Origin of the sequence: Micromonospora sp. NPDC051227 (assembly GCF_044455385.1) — a bacterium.
Taxonomy (GTDB): domain Bacteria; phylum Actinomycetota; class Actinomycetes; order Mycobacteriales; family Micromonosporaceae; genus Micromonospora.
In genome coordinates this window covers 66678-86028 of record NZ_JBITET010000014.1, presented here as the reverse complement: position 1 = coordinate 86028, position 19351 = coordinate 66678, and the positions used below count along the sequence as shown (strand labels likewise).

Annotated in this window: 14 protein-coding genes and 1 pseudogene; 6 read left to right on the top strand and 9 right to left on the bottom strand. The window is 70.6% G+C overall.

Going from position 1 to position 19351, the window contains the following annotated elements:
- Position 1: 1 nt before the first annotated feature.
- Genes ACIA47_RS27290 through ACIA47_RS27280 form a run of 3 tightly spaced genes read left to right on the top strand, consistent with a single transcriptional unit; the run spans position 2 to position 4523 of the window.
- Entirely contained in the window at positions 2 to 889 is an 888-nt protein-coding gene (locus ACIA47_RS27290; RefSeq protein ID WP_396711267.1) for a carbohydrate ABC transporter permease, read from the top strand.
- The gene (gene yicI / locus ACIA47_RS27285) at positions 886 to 3117 is read left to right on the top strand and encodes an alpha-xylosidase (protein WP_396711266.1); all 2232 of its coding nucleotides are present in this window, start codon (positions 886 to 888) and stop codon (positions 3115 to 3117) included. Before ACIA47_RS27290 ends, yicI begins: the two co-directional genes overlap by 4 nt.
- Entirely contained in the window at positions 3114 to 4523 is a 1410-nt protein-coding gene (locus ACIA47_RS27280; RefSeq protein WP_396711265.1) for a GH1 family beta-glucosidase, read from the top strand. The genes yicI and ACIA47_RS27280 overlap by 4 nt, the downstream gene beginning before the upstream one ends.
- 135 nt (positions 4524 to 4658) lie before the next feature.
- Here the strand turns inward: ACIA47_RS27280 and ACIA47_RS27275 are convergent, their stop codons facing one another.
- A complete protein-coding gene (locus tag ACIA47_RS27275) occupies positions 4659 to 5252 on the bottom strand; it encodes an NTP transferase domain-containing protein (RefSeq protein WP_396711310.1) in 594 nt (197 codons plus the stop codon).
- A gap of 171 nt (positions 5253 to 5423) precedes the next feature.
- Entirely contained in the window at positions 5424 to 7133 is a 1710-nt protein-coding gene (locus ACIA47_RS27270; RefSeq protein ID WP_396711309.1) for a bifunctional 3'-5' exonuclease/DNA polymerase, read from the bottom strand.
- Between the two features lie 120 nt (positions 7134 to 7253).
- Between ACIA47_RS27270 and ACIA47_RS27265 the strand changes: the two genes are divergently transcribed.
- Positions 7254 to 8960 (top strand): ABC transporter ATP-binding protein, encoded by a 1707-nt coding sequence (locus tag ACIA47_RS27265; RefSeq protein WP_396711308.1) that lies wholly within the window; start codon positions 7254 to 7256, stop codon positions 8958 to 8960.
- Between the two features lie 50 nt (positions 8961 to 9010).
- Positions 9011 to 10702 carry an ABC transporter ATP-binding protein gene (locus tag ACIA47_RS27260; protein ID WP_396711307.1) on the top strand — a complete coding sequence of 564 codons (1692 nt, stop codon included), beginning with the start codon at positions 9011 to 9013 and terminating at the stop codon, positions 10700 to 10702.
- Positions 10703 to 10708: 6 nt separating this feature from the next.
- Here the strand turns inward: ACIA47_RS27260 and ACIA47_RS27255 are convergent, their stop codons facing one another.
- From ACIA47_RS27255 to ACIA47_RS27235, 5 genes and pseudogenes are all read right to left on the bottom strand, one after another.
- The gene (locus ACIA47_RS27255) at positions 10709 to 11638 is read right to left on the bottom strand and encodes a carbohydrate ABC transporter permease (protein WP_203125897.1); all 930 of its coding nucleotides are present in this window, start codon (positions 11636 to 11638) and stop codon (positions 10709 to 10711) included.
- Positions 11638 to 12546: a carbohydrate ABC transporter permease gene (locus ACIA47_RS27250; RefSeq protein ID WP_091403976.1), complete on the bottom strand. Its 909-nt coding sequence runs from the start codon at positions 12544 to 12546 to the stop codon at positions 11638 to 11640. The genes ACIA47_RS27255 and ACIA47_RS27250 overlap by 1 nt, the downstream gene beginning before the upstream one ends.
- 18 nt (positions 12547 to 12564) lie before the next feature.
- Positions 12565 to 14001 (bottom strand): N-acetylglucosamine/diacetylchitobiose ABC transporter substrate-binding protein, encoded by a 1437-nt coding sequence (ngcE, locus tag ACIA47_RS27245; protein ID WP_396711264.1) that lies wholly within the window; start codon positions 13999 to 14001, stop codon positions 12565 to 12567.
- 26 nt (positions 14002 to 14027) lie between these two features.
- The gene (locus ACIA47_RS27240; RefSeq protein ID WP_091403970.1) at positions 14028 to 14777 is read right to left on the bottom strand and encodes a sugar isomerase domain-containing protein; all 750 of its coding nucleotides are present in this window, start codon (positions 14775 to 14777) and stop codon (positions 14028 to 14030) included.
- Positions 14778 to 14845: 68 nt separating this feature from the next.
- Positions 14846 to 15784: pseudogene (locus ACIA47_RS27235) on the bottom strand (MurR/RpiR family transcriptional regulator); the annotation flags it as partial.
- A gap of 206 nt (positions 15785 to 15990) precedes the next feature.
- Here ACIA47_RS27235 and ACIA47_RS27230 point away from each other — a divergent pair.
- Positions 15991 to 16977, top strand: coding sequence for an N-acetylglucosamine kinase (locus ACIA47_RS27230; RefSeq protein ID WP_396711263.1), 987 nt, complete (start codon positions 15991 to 15993; stop codon positions 16975 to 16977).
- A gap of 506 nt (positions 16978 to 17483) precedes the next feature.
- Here ACIA47_RS27230 and ACIA47_RS27225 read toward each other — a convergent pair.
- On the bottom strand, positions 17484 to 18383 hold the full coding sequence (locus ACIA47_RS27225; RefSeq protein ID WP_396711262.1) for a carbohydrate ABC transporter permease: 900 nt from the start codon (positions 18381 to 18383) through the stop codon (positions 17484 to 17486).
- Complete coding sequence (locus tag ACIA47_RS27220; protein ID WP_396711261.1) at positions 18380 to 19288, bottom strand: carbohydrate ABC transporter permease; 909 nt, start codon at positions 19286 to 19288, stop codon at positions 18380 to 18382. Before ACIA47_RS27220 ends, ACIA47_RS27225 begins: the two co-directional genes overlap by 4 nt.
- Positions 19289 to 19351 lie beyond the last annotated feature (63 nt).

Sequence of the window (19351 nt, the reverse complement as noted above, 5' to 3'; positions counted from 1 at the left end):
CATGGCCGTCACGCTCACACCGAGCACGGTGCCGGTGACGCCGGCCCGGCCCGTACGCGATCGACACCACCGCGGCGTCAGCCGCTGGGTGGTGCTCGTCCTGGTCACCCTCGGCGCGCTCGTCATGCTGGTGCCGTTCGCGTTCATGCTGCTCAACGCGTTCAAGTCGCCCGGCGACTACTCCTCGGGCGGCCCGCTGAGCTGGCCGTCGGAGTTCTACACCAAGGGTCTGCGCACGTACTGGACCGAAGTGAACTTCCCGCTGAAGTTCTGGAACTCCGCGGTCATCGCCGGCTCGGTGGCCGTGCTCGGCGTCGCCGTGTCACTGCTCAACGCGTACGCGCTGGGCATCGGCCGGGTCCGGGGCCGGCTGTGGATCGTCGGTCTCTTCCTGCTGGCCAACATGCTGCCGCAGGAGGCGCTGATCTACCCGCTGTACTACGTGGCGAAGCAGGTCGGCCTCTACAACACCCAGCTCTCGGTGATCATCATCTTCACCGTGATCCAGAGCGCGTTCGGCACGTACCTGCTCGCCTCCGTGATGGGCACGTTCCCGCGCTCGCTGCTGGAAGCCGCCGCCCTGGACGGCGCCGGCAAGTGGACCGTGCTGTGGCGGGTGGTCTTCCCCAACCTGCGGCCCACCCTCGCGGTGCTGCTCATCTTCTTCTTCATCTGGACGTGGAACGAGTTCCTCATCCCGCTGGTCATGCTGATCGACAACCAGACGCAGACCATTCCGGTCGCGCTCGCGTCGTTGCAGGGCGACCGGCTGATGGACGCTCCGACCACCAACGCCGGCGCGCTGATCAGCCTGGTGCCGGCCATCCTCTTCTTCCTCATCTTCCAGCGCACTCTGGCGCGAGGCATCACGGCAGGAGCCGAGAAGTGAAGTTCACCGACGGGTACTGGCAGCTGCGCCCCGGCGTCAGCGTCCTGCGCCCCGGCACCGTGGAGTCGGTCGAGCCGGACGAGCGCGGCTTCACCGTCTTCGCACCGACCGGTCGGATCACCGGCCGCGGCGACACCCTCAACCGTCCCCTGGTCACCGTCCGGTTCTTCTCCCCCGCCGCCGGCGTCATCGGGGTGACCATCTCCCACCACACCGGAGGGCTGCCCCGCGAGCCGCACTTCGGGTTGAGCACCGACGAGACGCACCCGGTCGCCGTCGACGTCACCGGGCTCAGCGCGACGCTGACCACCGGCGAGCTGACCGCGCGGGTCGCGCTCATCGACGGGTGGCGGGTCGACTTCCTGCACGGCGACCGGCTGGTCACCGCGTCCACCGCACGCAGCATCGGCGTCGTCACCGACGCCGAGGGCCGCCGGCACGTACACGAACGGCTCGCCCTCGGTGTCGGCGAGACGGTGTACGGGTTGGGCGAGCGCTTCGGCCCGTTCGTCAAGAACGGGCAGACCGTCGACATCTGGAACGCCGACGGAGGCACCGCCAGCGAGCAGGCGTACAAGAACGTGCCGTTCTACCTGAGCAGCGCCGGCTACGGGGTCTTCGTGGACCACCCGGAGCACGTGTCGTTCGAGGTCGGCTCCGAGGTCGTCACCCAGACCCAGTTCAGCGTCGAGGGCCAGTCGCTCACCTACTACGTCATCGACGGGCCCAACCCGAAGGACGTGCTGCGCCGGTACACCGCCCTCACCGGCCGTCCGGCCCGGATCCCCGCGTGGTCGTACGGCCTCTGGTTGTCCACGTCGTTCACCACCTCGTACGACGAGAAGACGGTGACCGAGTTCGTCGACGGGATGGCCGAGCGCGGGCTGCCGCTGTCGGTGTTCCACTTCGACTGCTTCTGGATGCGTCAGTTCCACTGGGTCGACTTCGTCTGGGACCCGGCGACCTTCCCCGACCCGGAGGGGATGCTGCGCCGACTGCACGAGCGCGACCTGAAGGTGTGCGTCTGGATCAACCCGTACATCGCGCAGCGCTCGTACCTCTTCGAGGAGGGCCGCGAGGCCGGTTACCTGGTGCGCAACCCGGACGGTTCGGTCTGGCAGTGGGACAAGTGGCAGGCCGGCATGGCGCTTGTCGACTTCACCAACCCGGACGCGGTCCGCTGGTTCACCGGCAAGCTCAAGGCCCTGCTGGACATGGGCGTCGACTGCTTCAAGACCGATTTCGGTGAGCGCATCCCGACCGACGTGGTGTGGCACGACGGCTCGGACCCGCAGCGGATGCACAACTACTACTCGTACCTCTACAACAAGGCGGTCTTCGAGCTGCTGGAGACCGAGCGTGGTGAGGGCGAGGCGGTGCTGTTCGCCCGCTCGGCCACCGCCGGTGGGCAGCAGTTCCCGGTGCACTGGGGCGGCGACTGCGAGTCGACGTTCGTCGCGATGGCCGAGTCGCTGCGCGGCGGGTTGTCCCTGGCGGCGTCCGGCTTCGGCTACTGGAGCCACGACATCGGCGGCTTCGAGGGCACCCCCGACCCGGCGGTGTTCAAGCGGTGGGTCGCCTTCGGGCTGCTCTCCTCGCACTCCCGGCTGCACGGGTCCGGCTCGTACCGGGTGCCGTGGGCGTACGACGAGGAGGCCGTGGACGTGCTGCGGCACTTCACCCACCTCAAGCTCGGCCTGATGCCGTACCTGGCGGCCGCCGCCCGGGAGGCACACCGCGACGGGACGCCGGTGATGCGGCCGATGTTCCTGGAGTTCCCGGACGACCCGGCGACGGCCCACCTGGACCGGCAGTACATGCTCGGCCCGGACGTGCTGGTCGCCCCGGTGCTCAGCGCCGACGGCGACGTCACGTACTACGTACCCGCCGGCACCTGGACGCACCTGGTCACCGGCGCGCAGGTCACCGGCCCGGCCTGGCTGACCGAAAAGCACGACTTCGACAGCCTGCCGGTGCTGGCCCGACCGGGCGCGGTCATCCCGTTCGGCTCGCGCACCGACCGACCGGACTACGAGTGGGCCGACGATGTGCGACTGCGGGTGTACGCACCGACCGAGGGGCAGCGGACCCGGGTACGGGTACCGTCACCCGGCAACGGCCCGGGCGCCGAGTTCGACGTGCGCTACGAGGGCGGGACGGCCAGCGCCGAACTGGTCGCCGGCACCTCGACGGGCTACATCTGCGAGATCCAGGGGACGCAACGATGACGCAACACCACTTCCCGGAGAGCTTCGTCTGGGGCTCGGCTACGGCCGCGTACCAGATCGAGGGCGCGGCGACCGAGGACGGGCGCGGACCGTCCATCTGGGACACCTACAGCCACACACCGGGTCGGACCCTCAACGGTGACACCGGTGACGTGGCCGCCGACCACTACCACCGGTGGGCCGACGACCTCGGGCACATCGCCGACCTCGGGCTCGGGGCGTACCGGTTCTCCATCTCCTGGCCCCGGGTGCAGCCGGGCGGCTCGGGCCGGTTCAACCAGGCCGGCATCGACTTTTATTCGCGGCTGGTGGACGGGCTGCTGGAGCGGGGCGTCCGCCCGGTGGCCACCATGTACCACTGGGACCTTCCGCAGGAGTTGGAGGACGCCGGCGGGTGGGCGGCGCGGGAGACCGCGTTGCGCTTCCAGGAGTACGCGGCGGGCATCGTCGGTGCGCTGGGCGACCGGGTGCACACCTGGACGACGCTCAACGAGCCGTGGTGCTCCGCTTACCTGGGCTACGCCTCAGGTGTGCACGCGCCGGGTCGGACCGAGCCGGCGGCGGCGCTGGCCGCGGTGCACCACCTCAACCTCGCGCACGGCCTCGCCGGTCGGGTGGTCCGGGAGCTGGCCCCGTCCGCCGAGCTGTCGGTGACGCTGAACCTGCACGTCATCCGGGGCGCGTCCGACTCGGCCGCCGATCAGGACGCGGTCCGGCGGATCGACGCGCTGGCGAACCGCGCGTTCCTCGGCCCGATGCTGGACGGGGAGTACCCGGCCGACCTGCTGGCCGACACCGCCTCGGTCACCGGCTGGTCGTTCGTCCGCGAGGGCGACGAGAAGCTGATCGCGGTGCCGCTGGACGTGCTCGGGGTCAACTACTACTCCAGCACCCTGGTCCGGGCGTGGGACGGGGTGTCGGCCCGATCCGACGCTGACGGGCACGGCGCCTCGACCTCGACGCCGTGGGTCGCCGCGGAGAACGTCGACTTCCTGCCGCAGCCCGGCCCGTACACGGCGATGGGTTGGAACATCGACCCGCCGGCGCTGACCGAGCTGCTGCTGCGCCTCCAGCGCGAATACCCCAGCCAGCCCATGATGATCACCGAGAACGGTGCGGCCTTCGACGATGTGGTGTCGGCCGACGGCCGGATCCACGACGACCGGCGGATCGACTACCTGCGTCGGCACATCGGCGCGATGGCCGACGCCCGCGCGCAGGGCGCTGATGTGCGCGGCTACTTCGTCTGGTCGTTGCTGGACAACTTCGAGTGGGGCTACGGCTACGACCGTCGCTTCGGCATTATCCGGGTCGACTACGACACCCAGGTACGCACCTGGAAGGACAGCGCCCACTGGTACCAACGCCTCGCCGCCACCGGTGAACTGGACCAGGCCGCGGAGTAAGACGCACGGCCGGGCAGCCCCGTTACCGCGGCTGCCCGGCGCACATCCACCCCTTCCGCGATCTTGCACTTTCTGCCCCGACATGCAGGGCATTCCAGGCGTATCGACGACAGGAACTGCAAGATCGGCGCGGGGCTAGACGCCGACGCGCTGGGGCGGGACGGTCAGGCCGTAGAGGTCCATCAGCTCCGGGGTGTCGATCCGGCTGCCGTCGGCAACCGAGTCGCAGGCGATGTCGACGATCTGGTCCTTGTGCGCCAACAGGTACGGCCGGGCGCCCACGTCGGCACTGGCCAGGGTGGCGATGCCGGGCCAGTGCCGGCGGCCGAACAGCATCGGGTAGCCGCGCAACCCGTCGTAGGTGGCGCAGACCAGCACGTCCGGGTATGGCAGCGCGGCCACCCGGCTGACCGCCGTGGCGGTCAAGCCCGGCATGTCGACCGGGACCACCACCACCGCCTCGATCCCCTCGTCGTCCATCGCTGCCAAGCCAGCGCGAATAGACGAGCCGACTCCGGTGCCCCACGCCTTGTTGATCACAACGGTGGCCTTACCCAGGTCGGCGGTCTCCTGGACCTGCTCGGCGGCGGCACCCAACACGACCACGATCTGCTCGCAGCCCGCCTCGGTCATCGTGTCGATCATCTGATTGACCAGGGGCTTACTTCCCTGGTGCAGCAGCGCCTCGGGACCACCGATCCGTCGTCCCCCGCCTGCGGCGATGATCATTCCTGCGATCCGGTTCAGCTGCGCCCCCTCAAGCACGGGACGGACCGTGTCCGATCCGCCCCCTCCTACGGACACTGCAACGAGGACGGCCAGCCGAGGGTGGCGGGGCGAAAAGGAGAAATAGCACAACCGTTACACGACCGGCATCCGCCAACACGGACACGCCGTCGGTCAAGCCGCGTCGGCGTAGCAGTCGACGATGGACAGGTCCAGTGGGAACCGGACCGGCGTCGCACCGAAGAGCAGCGCGGAGGCGCGCTCACCGCAACGGTTGACAGCCTCGGCGACCGCGTGCGCCTGATCGGCCGGCGCGTGCACGACCACCTCGTCGTGCTGGAAGAAGACCAGCTCGGCGTCGGTGCCGGACAACTCCGTCCGCAGCGTGGCCAGCAAGGTGGAGGCCCACTCCGCCGCCGTGGCCTGGATGACGAAGTTGCGGGTGAAGCGCCCCCGGGATCGGGCGGCACGCGCCCGCGGACTGTGCGGATCAGTCGCCCCCTCCGGGTCGGAGGGCTCGTCGTCGAGATCACCGAACCCGGCCGAGCCGGGCGGACACGTCCGCCCCAGCCACGACCGCACCAGCCCACCGGTCTCACCGGTACGCGCCGCCGCCTCGACGTAACCGAACGCCGTCGGGTAACTGCGCTTCAGCACCGCCAACGCGGGCACCGCGGCCCCACCGGTCTGCCCGTACATCGCCCCGAGCAGGGCCACCTTGGCCTTGGCCCGATCACCGCCGAACGAGTCCCGGGCAAGGGCCGCGTAGAGGTCGCCAGCACCGCCCGCCGCCGCCAACCGCGCGTCGCCGGACACCGCGGCCAGCACCCGGGGCTCCAGCTGGCCGGCGTCGGCGACCACCAACCGCCAGCCCGGATCGGCCACCACCGCCCGCCGGATCACCTTGGGGATCTGCAACGCGCCACCACCCCGGGTGGCCCACCGGCCGGAGACGACGCCAGCCGGCACGTACTCCGGTTGGAACCGGCCGCCCCGCACCCACTGATCGAGCCAGCCCCAGCCGTGCGCCGTCCAGATCCGGTAGAGCTCCTTGTATTCAAGAACCAGCGGCACCGCCGGATGGTCCACCCCGCGCAGCACCCAGGCCCGGGTGTTGGGCAGCTCCACCCCGACCCGGGCGAACGCCTTCAGCAGTTCCGCAGGGGAGTCGGTGTGCAGGCCGCGTACGCCGAGCGCGTCGGCGATCCGGGCGGCCAGCTCGGCGAGTCGGCGTGGCGGACCACCGACCGGGGACGCCTCGCCGAGCAGCTCGTGCAGGATCTCGTTGTGCACGTCGGCGCGCCAGGGCAACCCGGCGACGCCCATCTCCGCCGCGATCAGCGCGCCGGCCGACTCGGCGGCCACCAGCAACCGGAACCGACCGGGGTGCTCGGTCGCCGCGACACGGGTGAGCTGGTCGGCGTACACCTGGGCCAGTGCCTCGATGCCCGGGCTCGGCGGACCGGGCACTGTGTCGAAGAGCGCGCCCTGCCCGTGCCCGGGCGGTGCGGCGGCGCGCGGCGGTGGGTCGGGCGGGACCGCCGCGCCGGTCAGCCGGGCCCAGGCGGCGGCCAGCGAGCGGGGCTCGCCCCAGCGGCCCGCGTGCCCGAGTAGCAACGCCTCGGTCAACTCCACGTCGTGACACCGATCGACCCGGACGCCGGCGCGCAGCAGCGGCGGGTAGACCGCCGTGGCTGTCGACCAGACCCAGCGCGGGTGCTCGGCGGCCTCGCGGGCGGCGACCGCGGCGGCCAGATCGGTGACGACCTCGGGCGGGCCGGTCGGCCGGCCGGTGGTGTCCAGCGGGCACAGCACTCCCCCACCCCGCTCGTCGGACACCACCGCCACCAGCACGAACGTGATTCTGCCTCTCCCGTACGACAGAAACGGAGGCGCACCTCACCATGATCGGGTCGGTGGGGTGTCAGGGCCGGTCGGTAGCGTGGTCGGGTGCCTCCGCAGATCCCGCATCCCGATCCTGGCACTCCCGACGCCCGCGGTCCGATGCGCTACCTGTGGTGGCTGGTCCGCTGCCAACCCTGGCGAGTGCTGCGCGGCAGCCTGATCGGCACGGCCTGGATGATCGGGCTCTCGGCCCGGCCCTACCTGATCGCCCGCGCCGTCGACGACGGGCTGCGCGAACGCGACACCCAGGCCCTGGCGCTCTGGGTCGCGGCGATCGTCGTCGCGGGCGTGGCCCTGTCCTACCTGGGCATCATGCGGCACCGCACGATGACCTTCATTCGGGAGGACGCCAAGGCCCGCTCGGCGGAGGTTCTGCTGCGCCACCTGTCCCGCATCGGCGCGGTGCTGCCCCGCCGGGTCGGGGCGGGCGAGGTGTCCACCATCGGCGGCTCCGACATCGACTGGACGGCGCAGGTGCTGACGCTGACCGGGCCGGGCGTCGGCGCGGTCGTCGCGTACGGGGTGATCGCCGTGGTGCTCTGGTCGATCTCCCCGATGCTCGCGCTCTGCGTGCTGGTGGGGGTGCCGGTCGTCGGCCTGATCGTGGGGCCGCTGCTGCGCCGCCTGGAGCAGGTCGAATCGGTCTACCGACGGCAACAGGGCGCTCTCACCGCCCGATCCGGTGACATCGTGGCCGGGCTGCGGGTGCTCGCCGGGGTGGGCGGCCGGGACCTGTTCGCCCGTCGGTACGCGGCCCGGTCCCAGGAGCTACGCGCCGAGGGCTACCGGGTCGGCGCGGTCAACAGCTGGATCGACGCGGCGACGGTCGCCATCCCCGGGTTGTTCCTGGCGGCGGTGGTGTGGCTGACGGCCCGGATGGCGGTGACCGGTGACGTCACGATCGGCGAGCTGGTCGCGGTCTACGGCTACGTGGCGACCCTGATCGTGCCGGTCTGGTTTCTGCTGGAGGGCAGTTACCAGCTCATCCGCGGTCGGGTCGCCGCCCGACGGATCGCCGACCTGCTCAACGTGACACCGGACGACGTCGGTGGCCCGGGCCGCCGGTGGCCGGGCGACGTGCCCGACGCACGCCGGCCGGGCAACCTGGCCGCGCCGGTCGGCCCGGCCGACCTGCACGACGCGGTGACCGGCCTGACCGTGCGCGCCGGCCAGTTGACCGGGGTGGCGGCGGACGACCCGGCGGCGGCCGTGGCGTTGGCCGACCGGCTCGGCCGGTACGTCGCCAGCGACGTCACCTGGGGCGGCGTGCCGCTGCGCGAGGTCGCCCTGGACGAGGTCCGTGCGCGGATCCTCGTCGCCGACCACGACTCCTACCTCTTCGCCGGCACGCTGCGCGACATCCTGCGCGCCGGGGCCGACGACGACGACGAACGGATCAGCGCGGCCCTGCGGACCGCCTCGGCGCAGGACGTCGTCGACGCCCTGCCCGCCGGGCTGGACACCCCGATCGACGCCCGAGCCCGGACGCTCTCCGGCGGTCAACGCCAACGGCTCCGCCTGGCCCGGGCGCTGAGCAGCGAACCGGAGGTGCTGATCCTCGTCGACCCGACGTCGGCGGTGGACGCGCACACCGAGGCGCGGATCGCCGAGCGGTTGCGGACCGCGCGGGCCGGACGGACCACCGTCGTGATCGCCACCTCGCCGTTGCTGCTCGGCCGGGCCGATCTGGTCGCGCTTCTGAGCGCCGGCCGGATCACCGCCACCGGCAGCCACGCCGACCTGCTCGACGACGACCCGGCCTACCGGCACCTGGTGGCCCGCGGCAGCGAGGAGGCGTACCGGTGAGCCGGCTGCCGATCGCCGACCGCCGCACCGTACGCCGGGCCCTGCGGGACATGATCAGCCGGCACCGGCGCGCAGTCGGGGTCGTGCTGGCGCTGCACAGCGCCGCCGCAGTCGCCGGGCTCGCTCCTCCGTGGCTGCTGGGCACCATCGTCGACCGGGTCACCGCGGGCGCGGGCGTGGCCACTGTGGACCGGCTGGCACTGGCCATAGCCGGCTGCGTCCTGGTCAGCGCCCTGCTCTCCCGCTACGCCCAGTACGCCGGCCACCGCTTCGGCGAACGGGCCGTCGCCGAGCTGCGCGAGGAGTTCGTCTCCCGAACCCTCGGGCTGCCCGTCTCGGTCGTCGAGCGTGCCGGCTCCGGGGACCTGGCCACCCGCAGCTCGGTCGACGTGTCGACGGTCGGCACCACCGTCCGGGACGTGGTGCCCACCATCGTCATCGCCACGGTGCAGTTGACGTTGCTGTTCGGGGCGGTCTTCCTGCTGCACCCGCTGCTCGGGTTGGCCGCGCTCGCCGGGCTCCCGTCGATCGTGGCGGTGACCCGCTGGTACCTGCGCCGAGCCAGCTCCGCGTACCTCACCGAGGGCGCGGCGGCGGCCGAGCTGACCGAGACGCTGACCACCACCGCCGAGGGCGCGCGCACTGTGGAGGCGCTGCGGCTTGCCGACGACCGGATCAAGCACGGCACCACCCGCATCACGATGGTGTGGCGGGCCCGTCGGGCGACCCTCGCGCTGCGTACCGTGTTCTTCTCGGTCGTCGAGGCCAGCTATCCGCTGCCGGTCGCCATGGTCCTGCTCGTCGGGGGCTACCTGTTCTCCCGGGACATGGTGTCGCTCGGCGCGGTGGTCGCCGCCGCGCTCTACCTGCAACAGGCGATCGACCCGATGGACCGGCTGTTGCAGTGGACCGAGCAGGCGCAACGCGGCTTCGCGTCGTACGCGCGGCTGCTCGGCGTCGGCATGGTCCCGCCCGAACCACCCGGCACGACCGCCTCGTCACGGGGTGAGCGGCTCGTCGTCCGTGGGGCCCGGTTCTCCTACTCCGACGGGCCCGACGTGCTGCACGGCATCGACCTGGAGGTGCAGCCCGGTGAGCGGCTGGCCGTCGTCGGCCCGTCCGGCGCCGGCAAGTCCACCCTGGCCCGGCTGCTGGCCGGGATCGACGCGCCGCGGCACGGCGTCGTCAGCATCGGCGGCTGCCCGGTCACCGACCTCGACCCGGCCGAGCGACGCCGCCGGATCGCACTGGTCACCCAGGAGCACCACGTCTTCATCGGCTCGGTACGCGACAACCTCTCCTTCGCCGCGCCCGACGCCTCCGACGAACAGATGCGCGCCGCGCTGCTCACAGTGGGCGCCGAGTGGTTTGCCGAGCTGCCCGACGACCTGGACACCCAGCTCGGCGACGGGGCCCGTCAACTCGGTGCGGCCGAGGCCCAACAGCTCGCGCTGGCCCGGTTGGTGCTCGCCGACCCGCACACCCTGATCCTGGACGAGGCGACCGCCGCGCTCGACCCGTCCACCGCCCGCCGGACCGAACGCGCGCTGGCCGCCGTGCTGGTCGGACGGACCGTCATCGCGATCGCGCACCGGCTCAACACCGCGCACGACGCCGACCGGGTCGCCGTGCTCGCCGACGGACGGATCACCGAGATCGGCAGCCACGACGAGTTGGTCGCGGCCGGCGGGGCGTACGCCGCCCTGTGGGGCTCCTGGCACACCCGCGTCGACGAGCGGTGAGACGCCCTACTTCACCGCGCCGGAGGTGAGGCCGGCCTGGATCTGACGCTGGAACACCGCGTACACGAGGATCATCGGGAGGATGGCGATGGTCAGCGCGGCGAACAGCCCGGACCAGTCCGCCTCGTAGCCGGCGTTGACGGAGATGTCGGCGATGCCCTGGGTGAGCACCCATTTGTCCTTGGCGTTGGAGAGCAGCACCAATGGGAGCTGGTACTGCGCCCACTGACCGATGATGTTGAAGATCGCGACGCTGATCAGGCCCGGCTTCGCCATCGGCATCATCACCTGGAAGAACAGCCGGCTGTGCCCGCAGCCGTCGATCATCCCCGCCTCCGCCACCGACGACGGCAGCGTCTTGAAGAACGCGGCCAGGAAGAACACCGTGAACGGCAACGAGTACGCGGTGTAGACCAGCACCACGCCGGTGTGGGTGTCCAGCAGACCCAGGTTCTTCACCACGAAGAAGAGCGGCACCAGTGCCAGGAAGACCGGGAAGGCCAACCCCGAGACGAAGAGGAAGTAGACCGCCCGGTTGCCCCAGAACTTGTAGCGGGCCAGCACGTACGCGGCCATCGAGCCGAGCAGCATGGTGAGGAACGTGCTGCACGACACCACGATCACGCTGTTGAGGAAGTACCGCCCGACGTGCGCCTTGGTCCAGGCGCGCCCGAAGTTCTCCCAGCGCAGCTCGGCCGGCAGCGTCCACGGGCTGCTGAAGATCTCGCTGGTGTTCTTGAACGCGGCGAGGAAGGTCCAGAGGATCGGCACGATCACGATCACCGCCCACACGGCGAGCGCGACGTGCCCCAGGCCGGCGAAGAGCTTTACCTCCGAGCGGGGGCCCTTGTGCCCCGACCCGGCGGGGGCGGACGGGTCACCGCTCTTCGGCGGCAGCGCCGCCGGCGTCGGCGGCAGCGTCGACTGCGGATTCATCAGTACTCCACGCTTTCCCGCTTGGTGAGCCGCAGCGTCAGCGCCGCGAACGTGAGGGTGAGGAAGAACAGCGCCACGCCCATCGCCGAGGCGTAGCCGTACTTCGAGTAGACGAACGCGTTGCGGTAGATCTCCATGGCGAGCACTGTGGTGGCGCCGTCCGGGCCGCCACCGTCCACCGAGAGCACCGCCACGATGGCGAACGCGTCGAACGCCGCGATGCCGAGGTACACCCAGGCCACCTGGAGCGTGTCCCACAGCAGCGGCAGGGTGACCCGGAAGAACAGGGTCACCTTCGTCGCCCCGTCCATCTCGGCGGCCTCGTAGATCTCACCGGGGATGGAGGCCATCCCGGCCGAGAAGAGCACCACGTAGAAGCCGACCGCCTGCCAGACCAGCACCGCGATGATCGACCAGAGGGCCAGGTTCGGCTTGACGAGGAAGAGGATCGGCTCGATGCCGAACTTCATCAACACGCCGTTGATCAGGCCGGACTCGTTCGGCCGGTACACCATCTGGAACAACACCGCGATGATGGCCACCGCCAGGACCTGGGGGAAGAAGAACACCACCCGGTAGAACTTCGCCCCCCAGACCCCCTGGCGTTGACCACCGCTGCTCTTGCCGCCCACGTTGAGCAGGAAGGCGAAGAACAGGGCGATGGCAATGGTGATCAGCGGCAGGGCAAGCAGCAGTACGCCGTGGTGCTGGACCGCTTTCCAGAAGGCCCCGTCGTCGAGCAACCTCCGGTAGTTGTCGAAGCCCACCCACTGCGGGGCCGACAGCCCCCGCCAGTTGGTCATCGAGATCTGGAAGGCCTGGGCGTACGGCCAGATCACGAATGTCACGTACAGCGCGACCGGGGCGAACAGGAACCCGATCACGAATGGATACTTGCCGTGCCGCATGACCCTAGCTCCGATCGATCAGCGCTTGAACTTGGTGACGGAGCTGTCCTTCTTGATGGCGTCGGCGCGCTTCTGGATCCGCTCCACGAAGGCGTCCGCGTTGATCCGGCCGAACATCAGCTCGTTGGTGGCGGTACGCGCCTCCGTGTCGAGCTCCTTGTACCAACCGTCGAAGTACAGGTTGAACACGTCCTGACCGGCCGCCTTGAGCGCCGCCTGGGAGCTGGCCACACCGGGCGGGAAGGCGAAGCCCTCCGAGCCGGCGGTGACCACGGTCGGAGCCTTGACCACCTCAGTGAAGCCCTTCGCGCCTGCCTTCGACAGCATCTGACGCATGTACTCCAGCCCACCCTTGGGGTTCTTGCTCTTCGCCGAGACGAAGTAGCCCTCACCGGCGGTGGCGCGCAGCGCGGTGGCCGGCAGCTTGTCCGAGGCGGTCAGGCTCGGCACCGGCATGAGCTGGTAGTCGAAGCCGGCCGGGGTGTCCTTCTTCTGCTCGCCCTCCAGCCAGTCACCGCTGGGGTACAGGGCCACCTTGTACTGGTTCTGCCGCAGCTGCACGTCGGTGTGCTTGAGGCCCTCGAAGCTCTTGTCGCTGAACTTCGCCCCGACCTCGGCCCACGCGGCGGCCGCCTGCTTCACGGCGTCCTGCTTCCAGGCGCCGTCCTCCAGGTTGTCGATGTTCTTCAGCACGTCCGTGCCGCCGATCTTGGCGGCCTGGGTGAGGATCACGTTCCACTGGTAGTAGGCGGCGTTCGCACCGGCGTAGCCGTACGGGGTGATGCCCTTGGCCTTGATGTTCGTGAGCAGAGTGATGAACTCATCCCAGGTCTTCGCCGGCGCCCAGCCGTTGTCCTTGAACAGCTTCGCGGAGTACCAGATACCGAAGACCGTCGAGACGTAGTACAGGACGTACGGCTTGCCGTTGAACGAACCCGCCTCGATGGTGCCGGGGACCACCGTGTCGCGGACCTTCTTGGCCGGGTCGTCGACCGACGGCGCGTCCCACAGCTCGGTGAGGTCCTGGAGCTGACCGTCGGCGACGAGCGCGCCGAAGTCCATCAGCTTCTCGCCCGAGTTGTTCACGAACTCCGGCGGGTTACCGGAGGCGAACCGGGGCTGGAGCACGGTGGAGACGGCCTGGGTGGCCTGGTGCTTGACCTCGGCCTTGGGGAACGCCGTCTTGTACAGCGGCTCGTGCACGTCGGTGGCGTACTTCTCGCCGTAGCCACCGTTGAAGATGACCACCTCGATCGCGGCGTCCTCCTTGACGCCCAGCGGGTTCTTCTCGCTCTTCGTGCCGCCGGCGACCTGCTCGTTGTCACCGTCGCTGCCGCTGGTGGCGCAGGCGCCGAGCAGGCCGATGGCCGGAGTGGCGAGCATGCCCACGGCGGCGGCGCGACGCAGCACCGTGCGACGGTCGAGTGCGGCCGGTTGTTCGGGGGTAATCGACATCGTCGTGTCTCCTTGTGGAATTCGGGTCATGCGGTACGCCGGAGACGTCCGGCGTACCGCGACTCGAGGGCGAGGTTGTGCTCGTCCCCGCCGGGGACGTTGGCGGAGAGGTAGATAGGGGGTACCTCCCCGGCCTGGTGGAACCGTCGTACGACCTCCGCGGTCAGCAACTGCGCCAGCAGCGCCGTGGTGACCGAGGAGACCGCACAGACCGCGCCGCCGCCCTCGAGCGGCAGCAGTGCATCGCCGTACGGCGCGCCATTGTCCAGCACGACGTCGGCGAGGTCGGCGAGCCGGTGCCCGGACGGGTGCCGTGGGGCGACCCGCGCGGTGTGCTCGACCGAGGTGACCGCGATCAACGGGTGACCGCGCTCGGTGACCAGCGCCGCCAGCTCGACCACCGAGCCGTTGATGCCGGATTGGGAAGCCACCACGAACACGTCGCGCGGCTGGGGCGCCGCGAGCGCGTAGATCTGGTGGGCGATGGAGGGATCACGTTCCAGCTTGGGATCGGCGAGCACGTCACGCGGGGCGTCACCGTGCATCACCAGGTCCCGTACCGAGAGCCGGTTGGTGGGGACCAACCCGCCGGCCCGGGCGACCAACTCGGCAGCGAAAGCCTCCGAGTGCCCGGCGCCGAACGCCTGGAGCACGCCGCCGTCGCGCAGGCTGTCGGCGATCAGGTCGGCGGCCCGGGTGATGCCGTCGGCCTCCGAGTCGAGCAGCCGGTCGAGCACCGGGCGGACGGCGTCCGCGTACCCCTGGGCGCTGATCATGAGAGGGCTCCCTCAGAGGCTGTCGGAAAACCTCGCGTCGGCTGTGTTCCGGGGTTTCCCGACAGCCTCTTGGCAGCCTTGTGCCCGTCGACAGCCTGCGCTGTCCGCCGGAAGGCCGCGTGCGCGCGGTCGTGCGTGCGTTGGGCGACGGCGATGTAGAGCAGGTCGAGCACCACCAGTTGGGGGTGGCGGGCGGAGAGCGCGTCGGGCCGGAAGGTGGTCGCCTGGCTGGCCGTGAGCAGCACGATGTCGGCCAGCTCGGCCAACGGGGAGCGGGGGAAGCCGGTGAGCGCGAGCGTGGTGGCGCCCCGGCTGCCCGCCTCGGCGAGCATCTCGATCGTCTCCCGGGTCTGCCCGGTATGCGAGATGCCGAGCGCCACGTCCCCCGATCGCAGCAACGCGGCGCTGGCCAGCCCCTCGTGCACGTCGTTCCACGCCCACGCCGCCACACCGATGCGGTGCAGGCTGAACTGCATCTCCTCACCGACCAGGGCGCTGCCGCTGGCACCGAAGATGTTCACCCTGCTGGCCCCGGCGATCGCCACCGCGGCCCGCTCCACCTCGGTGAGGTCGAGCAGGGTGGCGGTGTCGTGCATGGCCCGGGTGTCGGCGGCCATGATCTGGTCGAGCACCCGGGCGAGCGGGTCGCTCGGCTGGATCTCCCGTCCGATGTCGACTGTCCAACCGGCCGAGCGGGCCCGGCCGGTCTCGGAGGCGATGCCCAGTCGCAGGTCGGCGTACCCCTCGAAGCCCATCGCCCGGCAGAAGCGGGTGATGGTCGCCGGTGAGGTGCCGCTGCGCTCGGCCAGCTCGACGATTGTCGCGCGGGCGGCGGCCTCTGGGTCGCTGAGCACGTGCTCGGCGACCCGACGCAGGGCGCCGGTCAACTCGCCGAGCCCGTTGCGAACCCGGGCCAACACTCCGTCGGAGGCCGAGGTCCGCCGGTCGATCACGTCGGCGTCGACCACCGCGGTCCCCGCGGCGGTGTCCACCTCGTGATCAACCATGAGACGCCTCAGCTTTCCGAAAAGACTGTTAACTGTTAGTGGTAAAAGTTCTTACTGAACGACCCTCTGTGTCAAGACTGTGGGCGAAGTTTTCAAACTGTTACCTGGTGCACAGCCCGCCAGTCCCGCCACAACTTGCCCCGCACGACCCCGCCGACCAGCATGAACAAGCCAGATCGCCGTTCCGCGCAAGGAGACTCGTGCCGATGTCCGACACCGTCGTGGTGGGTCTCGATATCGGCGGTACGTCCACCCGGGCGACCGTCCTCACCCTCACCGGGCAACGCCTCGGCACCGGCCGCGCCGGCGGCGGCAACCCCACCAGTCACGGCGCCGAACGCGCCGCCGCCGAACTGCTGACCGCGCTCCGCGGCGCGCTCGCCGACATCGACCCGACCCGGGCGGCCGCCGGCACCATCGGGCTCGCCGGAGCCGGCCGGCTGCTCGCCGACCCCGCCGGGCGGGCCGCCTTCGACCAGGCCTGGCACGACGCCGGCCTGCGCTGCCCGTACGAGGTCCACGGCGACGCCCTGGTCGCGTACGCCTCCGGCACCGCCGCCCCGGACGGAACCATCCTCATCGCCGGCACCGGGGCGATCACCGCCCAGGTCCACGAGCTGCGGCTCGACCGGATCGCCGACGGCCACGGCTGGCTGCTCGGCGACGCCGGCTCGGGTTTCTGGCTCGGCCGGGAAGCCGTGCGCCGACTGCTCGCCGACCTCGACACCGGAAGTGCGCTCGGCGCGCTGACCACGACCGTGCTCACCGAAATCCTGGGCAGCGCCGACATCGCCGCCCGCCCCCGGGACACCGTCGACGCCACCATCCAGACGGTGACTCGTCGACCCCCCGTCGAACTGGCCCGGCTCGCGCCGCTGGTCGTCGACGCCGCCACCCACGGCGACCCGGTCGCCGCCGCGCTGATCACCGAAGCCGCCGCGCACCTCGCCGAGAGCGTGAGCCGCGTCCGCCCCACCGGGGCGGTGACACCGATCGTGCTCGGCGGCGGCCTGCTCACCGCGGACACCCCGCTCGCCGGCGCAGTCCGGGCCGAAATCGCGCGACACTGGCCGGACGCACCCCTGCGTATCGCCGGAGACGGGGCCGCCGCCGCAGCCTGGCTCGCCGCCCGTGGCCTACCCGAGGTGACCGACCCAGCGGCCCTGCACGCCCACCTCTTCCCCACCCCCTGACCCACCACTCCGCGCCCGCCCGCCGCTCCCGACGCCGCCGGGCCGCGCCGCGCGCGCCGACCGCGGCCGCGCCCTGCCGCACCCCGCCTGGCCGCCCCCGCGCCCACCGCCGTGCGAGGCCGCGCCGGGCCGCACTCATGATCGTGCTCGAACCAGGATGTAGTGGTCTCACGCCGCGAGGAGGGGACTACATCCAGGATTGAGCACGATCAAGGCACCGGCCGCCGCTCGACATCCGCCCCGACCCACCCCAACGCGCCTCAACCCCGCGGACCCATCGCGGAATGGCCAAGATCCGCGCACTTTCGGTGAAACAGCTGCCTCACGACGTGCCAAGGCAGCAGTCTCACCGAAGTTGCGCGGATCTTGGGGGCGAATCGGGGCGGGGACGGGTGCGGATCGGGGGTCGGGTGCGGATCGGGCGGGACGGATCGGACCGCGGGCGGGGGAAAGACCGATCGGCACACAGAGGGCGATGATCGGAATTGGTCAGCGGGGGGTGGGTCTTACTTGAGCTGCCCTGCGGTGAGGCCGGCCTGCACCTGGCGCTGGAAGGCCACGTAGACGGCGAGCACCGGGAGCACCGCGATGCTCAGCCCGGCGAAGAGCCGAGCGTAGTCGCCGGCGTAGCCCTGGCTGACCGAGAGCGCGAACAACCCCTGCGCCAACATCCACTTGGACTCGTCGCCCTGCAACAGCACCTGCGGCAACAGGAACTGGTTCCAGTGGGTGAGGAAGTTGAAGATCGCCACGCTGATCAGTCCCGGACGTGCCATGGGCAGCATCACCCGGAAGAAGAGCCGGAAGTGACCACAGCCGTCGACCAGTGCGGCCTCCGCCACCGAGGTCGGCAGGGTCCGGAAGAACGCGGTCAGGAAGAACACCGTGAACGGCAGTGAGTAGGCCGCGTACACGAGGATCAGCCCGAGCCAGGTGTTGAAGAGGCCGGCGTTGCGGACCACGAAGAAGAGCGGCACCAGGGCGAGAAACACCGGGAACATCAGGCCGCCGACGAACAGGTAGTAGACGACCTGGCGGCCGCGGAACTCGTATCGGGCGAAGACGTACGCGGCGGTGGCGCCCATCAGCATGGTGAGGCTGACCGAGCCGGCCACCACCACCAGGCTGTTGAGGAAGTACCGGCCGATGTGCGCGCCGGTCCAGGCCCGCACCCAGTTGTCCAGGTGCAGCGCGCCGGGGAGCCCCCACGGGTCGGCGAGGATCTCACCGTTGGTCTTGAACGAGCTGATGAACATCCACAGCAGTGGCAGTACGGTGAGCAGGCCCCAGAGCAGCAGGAAGCCGTGCGAGAGGGCGTTGGCCACGCCGAGTTCCCGGCGTACCGGGCGGTCCCCGCTGGTGACCGGGGCCGGGGCGGTCGCGGTGGGCTGATCCAGAGTGGTCACGAGTACTCGATCCGTTCGCGCCGGCCGACCCGCAGCGACAGCACCGCCACCGAGAGGGTCAGGAAGAACATCACCACGCCGATCGCCGAGGCGTAGCCGAACTTGGTCTCGCTGCCGAAGGCGGTGTCGTACATGCGTACGCCGATCACGTCGGTGGAGAAGTTCGGCCCGCCGTTGGTCATCAGCTGCACGAGGATGAACCCGTCCAGGGCGAAGATGGCCAGGTAGACCCAGGCGACCTGGACGGTGTCCCAGAGCAGCGGCAGGGTGACCCGGCGCAGGGTGGTGAACCGGGACGCGCCGTCGAGCAGGACGGCCTCGTAGATCTCCTTCGGCACGGCCGACATCGCCGCGCCGAACAGCACCACGTAGAAGCCGACGTTGCTCCAGACCATCACCGCCAGCACACACCAGAAGGCGGTCGCCGGGTCGCCGAGCCAGGTCGGCGCGGGCAGGCCGAGGCCGTGCAGAGCGGTGGTGAGCAGCCCCTTGTTGGGGTGGTACACCTCCTTCCACAGCAGCGCGATGATCACCACGGAGAGCACCTGCGGGAAGAAGTAGACGGTGCGGTAGAGCGCGCCGCCGCGTACGCCGGTGACGCCGGCACTGCCCTTGCGTCCGCCCATGGCGAGCATGGTGGCGAAGAAGAGCCCGAGCACGATGGTCAGCACCGGTACGAGGGCCAGCAGGATCACGTTGTTCTTCAGCGCGTTCCACACGTAGTCGTCGTGCCACAGGGTCTTGAAGTTGGCCAGGCCGACCGGGTTGGCGTCGGCGGAGTAGCCGAGCCAGTCGGTGGTGGAAATCTGGAACGCCTGCAGGTACGGCGAGACGACGAAGAACACGTACAGCAGCACCGGTGGCACCAGGAACGTGACGATCAGCGGCCACTTGCCATGTTTCACGAGAAGGACCTCTCCGAGGGGGGACGGCCGGTGGGGGCGGACCTCTCCCCCACCGGCCGGGCG

Bases quoted from the DNA above. Each gene is read 5' to 3' on its own strand.
- ACIA47_RS27290 (WP_396711267.1), top strand. From the start codon at position 2: ATGGCCGTCACGCTCACACCGAGCACGGTGCCGGTGACGCCGGCCCGG.
- ACIA47_RS27280 (WP_396711265.1), top strand. From the start codon at position 3,114: ATGACGCAACACCACTTCCCGGAGAGCTTCGTCTGGGGCTCGGCTACG.
- ACIA47_RS27275 (WP_396711310.1), bottom strand. From the start codon at position 5,252: ATGATCATCGCCGCAGGCGGGGGACGACGGATCGGTGGTCCCGAGGCG.
- ACIA47_RS27265 (WP_396711308.1), top strand. From the start codon at position 7,254: ATGCGCTACCTGTGGTGGCTGGTCCGCTGCCAACCCTGGCGAGTGCTG.
- ACIA47_RS27260 (WP_396711307.1), top strand. From the start codon at position 9,011: ATGATCAGCCGGCACCGGCGCGCAGTCGGGGTCGTGCTGGCGCTGCAC.
- ACIA47_RS27255 (WP_203125897.1), bottom strand. From the start codon at position 11,638: ATGAATCCGCAGTCGACGCTGCCGCCGACGCCGGCGGCGCTGCCGCCG.
- ACIA47_RS27250 (WP_091403976.1), bottom strand. From the start codon at position 12,546: ATGCGGCACGGCAAGTATCCATTCGTGATCGGGTTCCTGTTCGCCCCG.
- ngcE (WP_396711264.1), bottom strand. From the start codon at position 14,001: ATGTCGATTACCCCCGAACAACCGGCCGCACTCGACCGTCGCACGGTG.
- ACIA47_RS27240 (WP_091403970.1), bottom strand. From the start codon at position 14,777: ATGATCAGCGCCCAGGGGTACGCGGACGCCGTCCGCCCGGTGCTCGAC.
- ACIA47_RS27230 (WP_396711263.1), top strand. From the start codon at position 15,991: ATGTCCGACACCGTCGTGGTGGGTCTCGATATCGGCGGTACGTCCACC.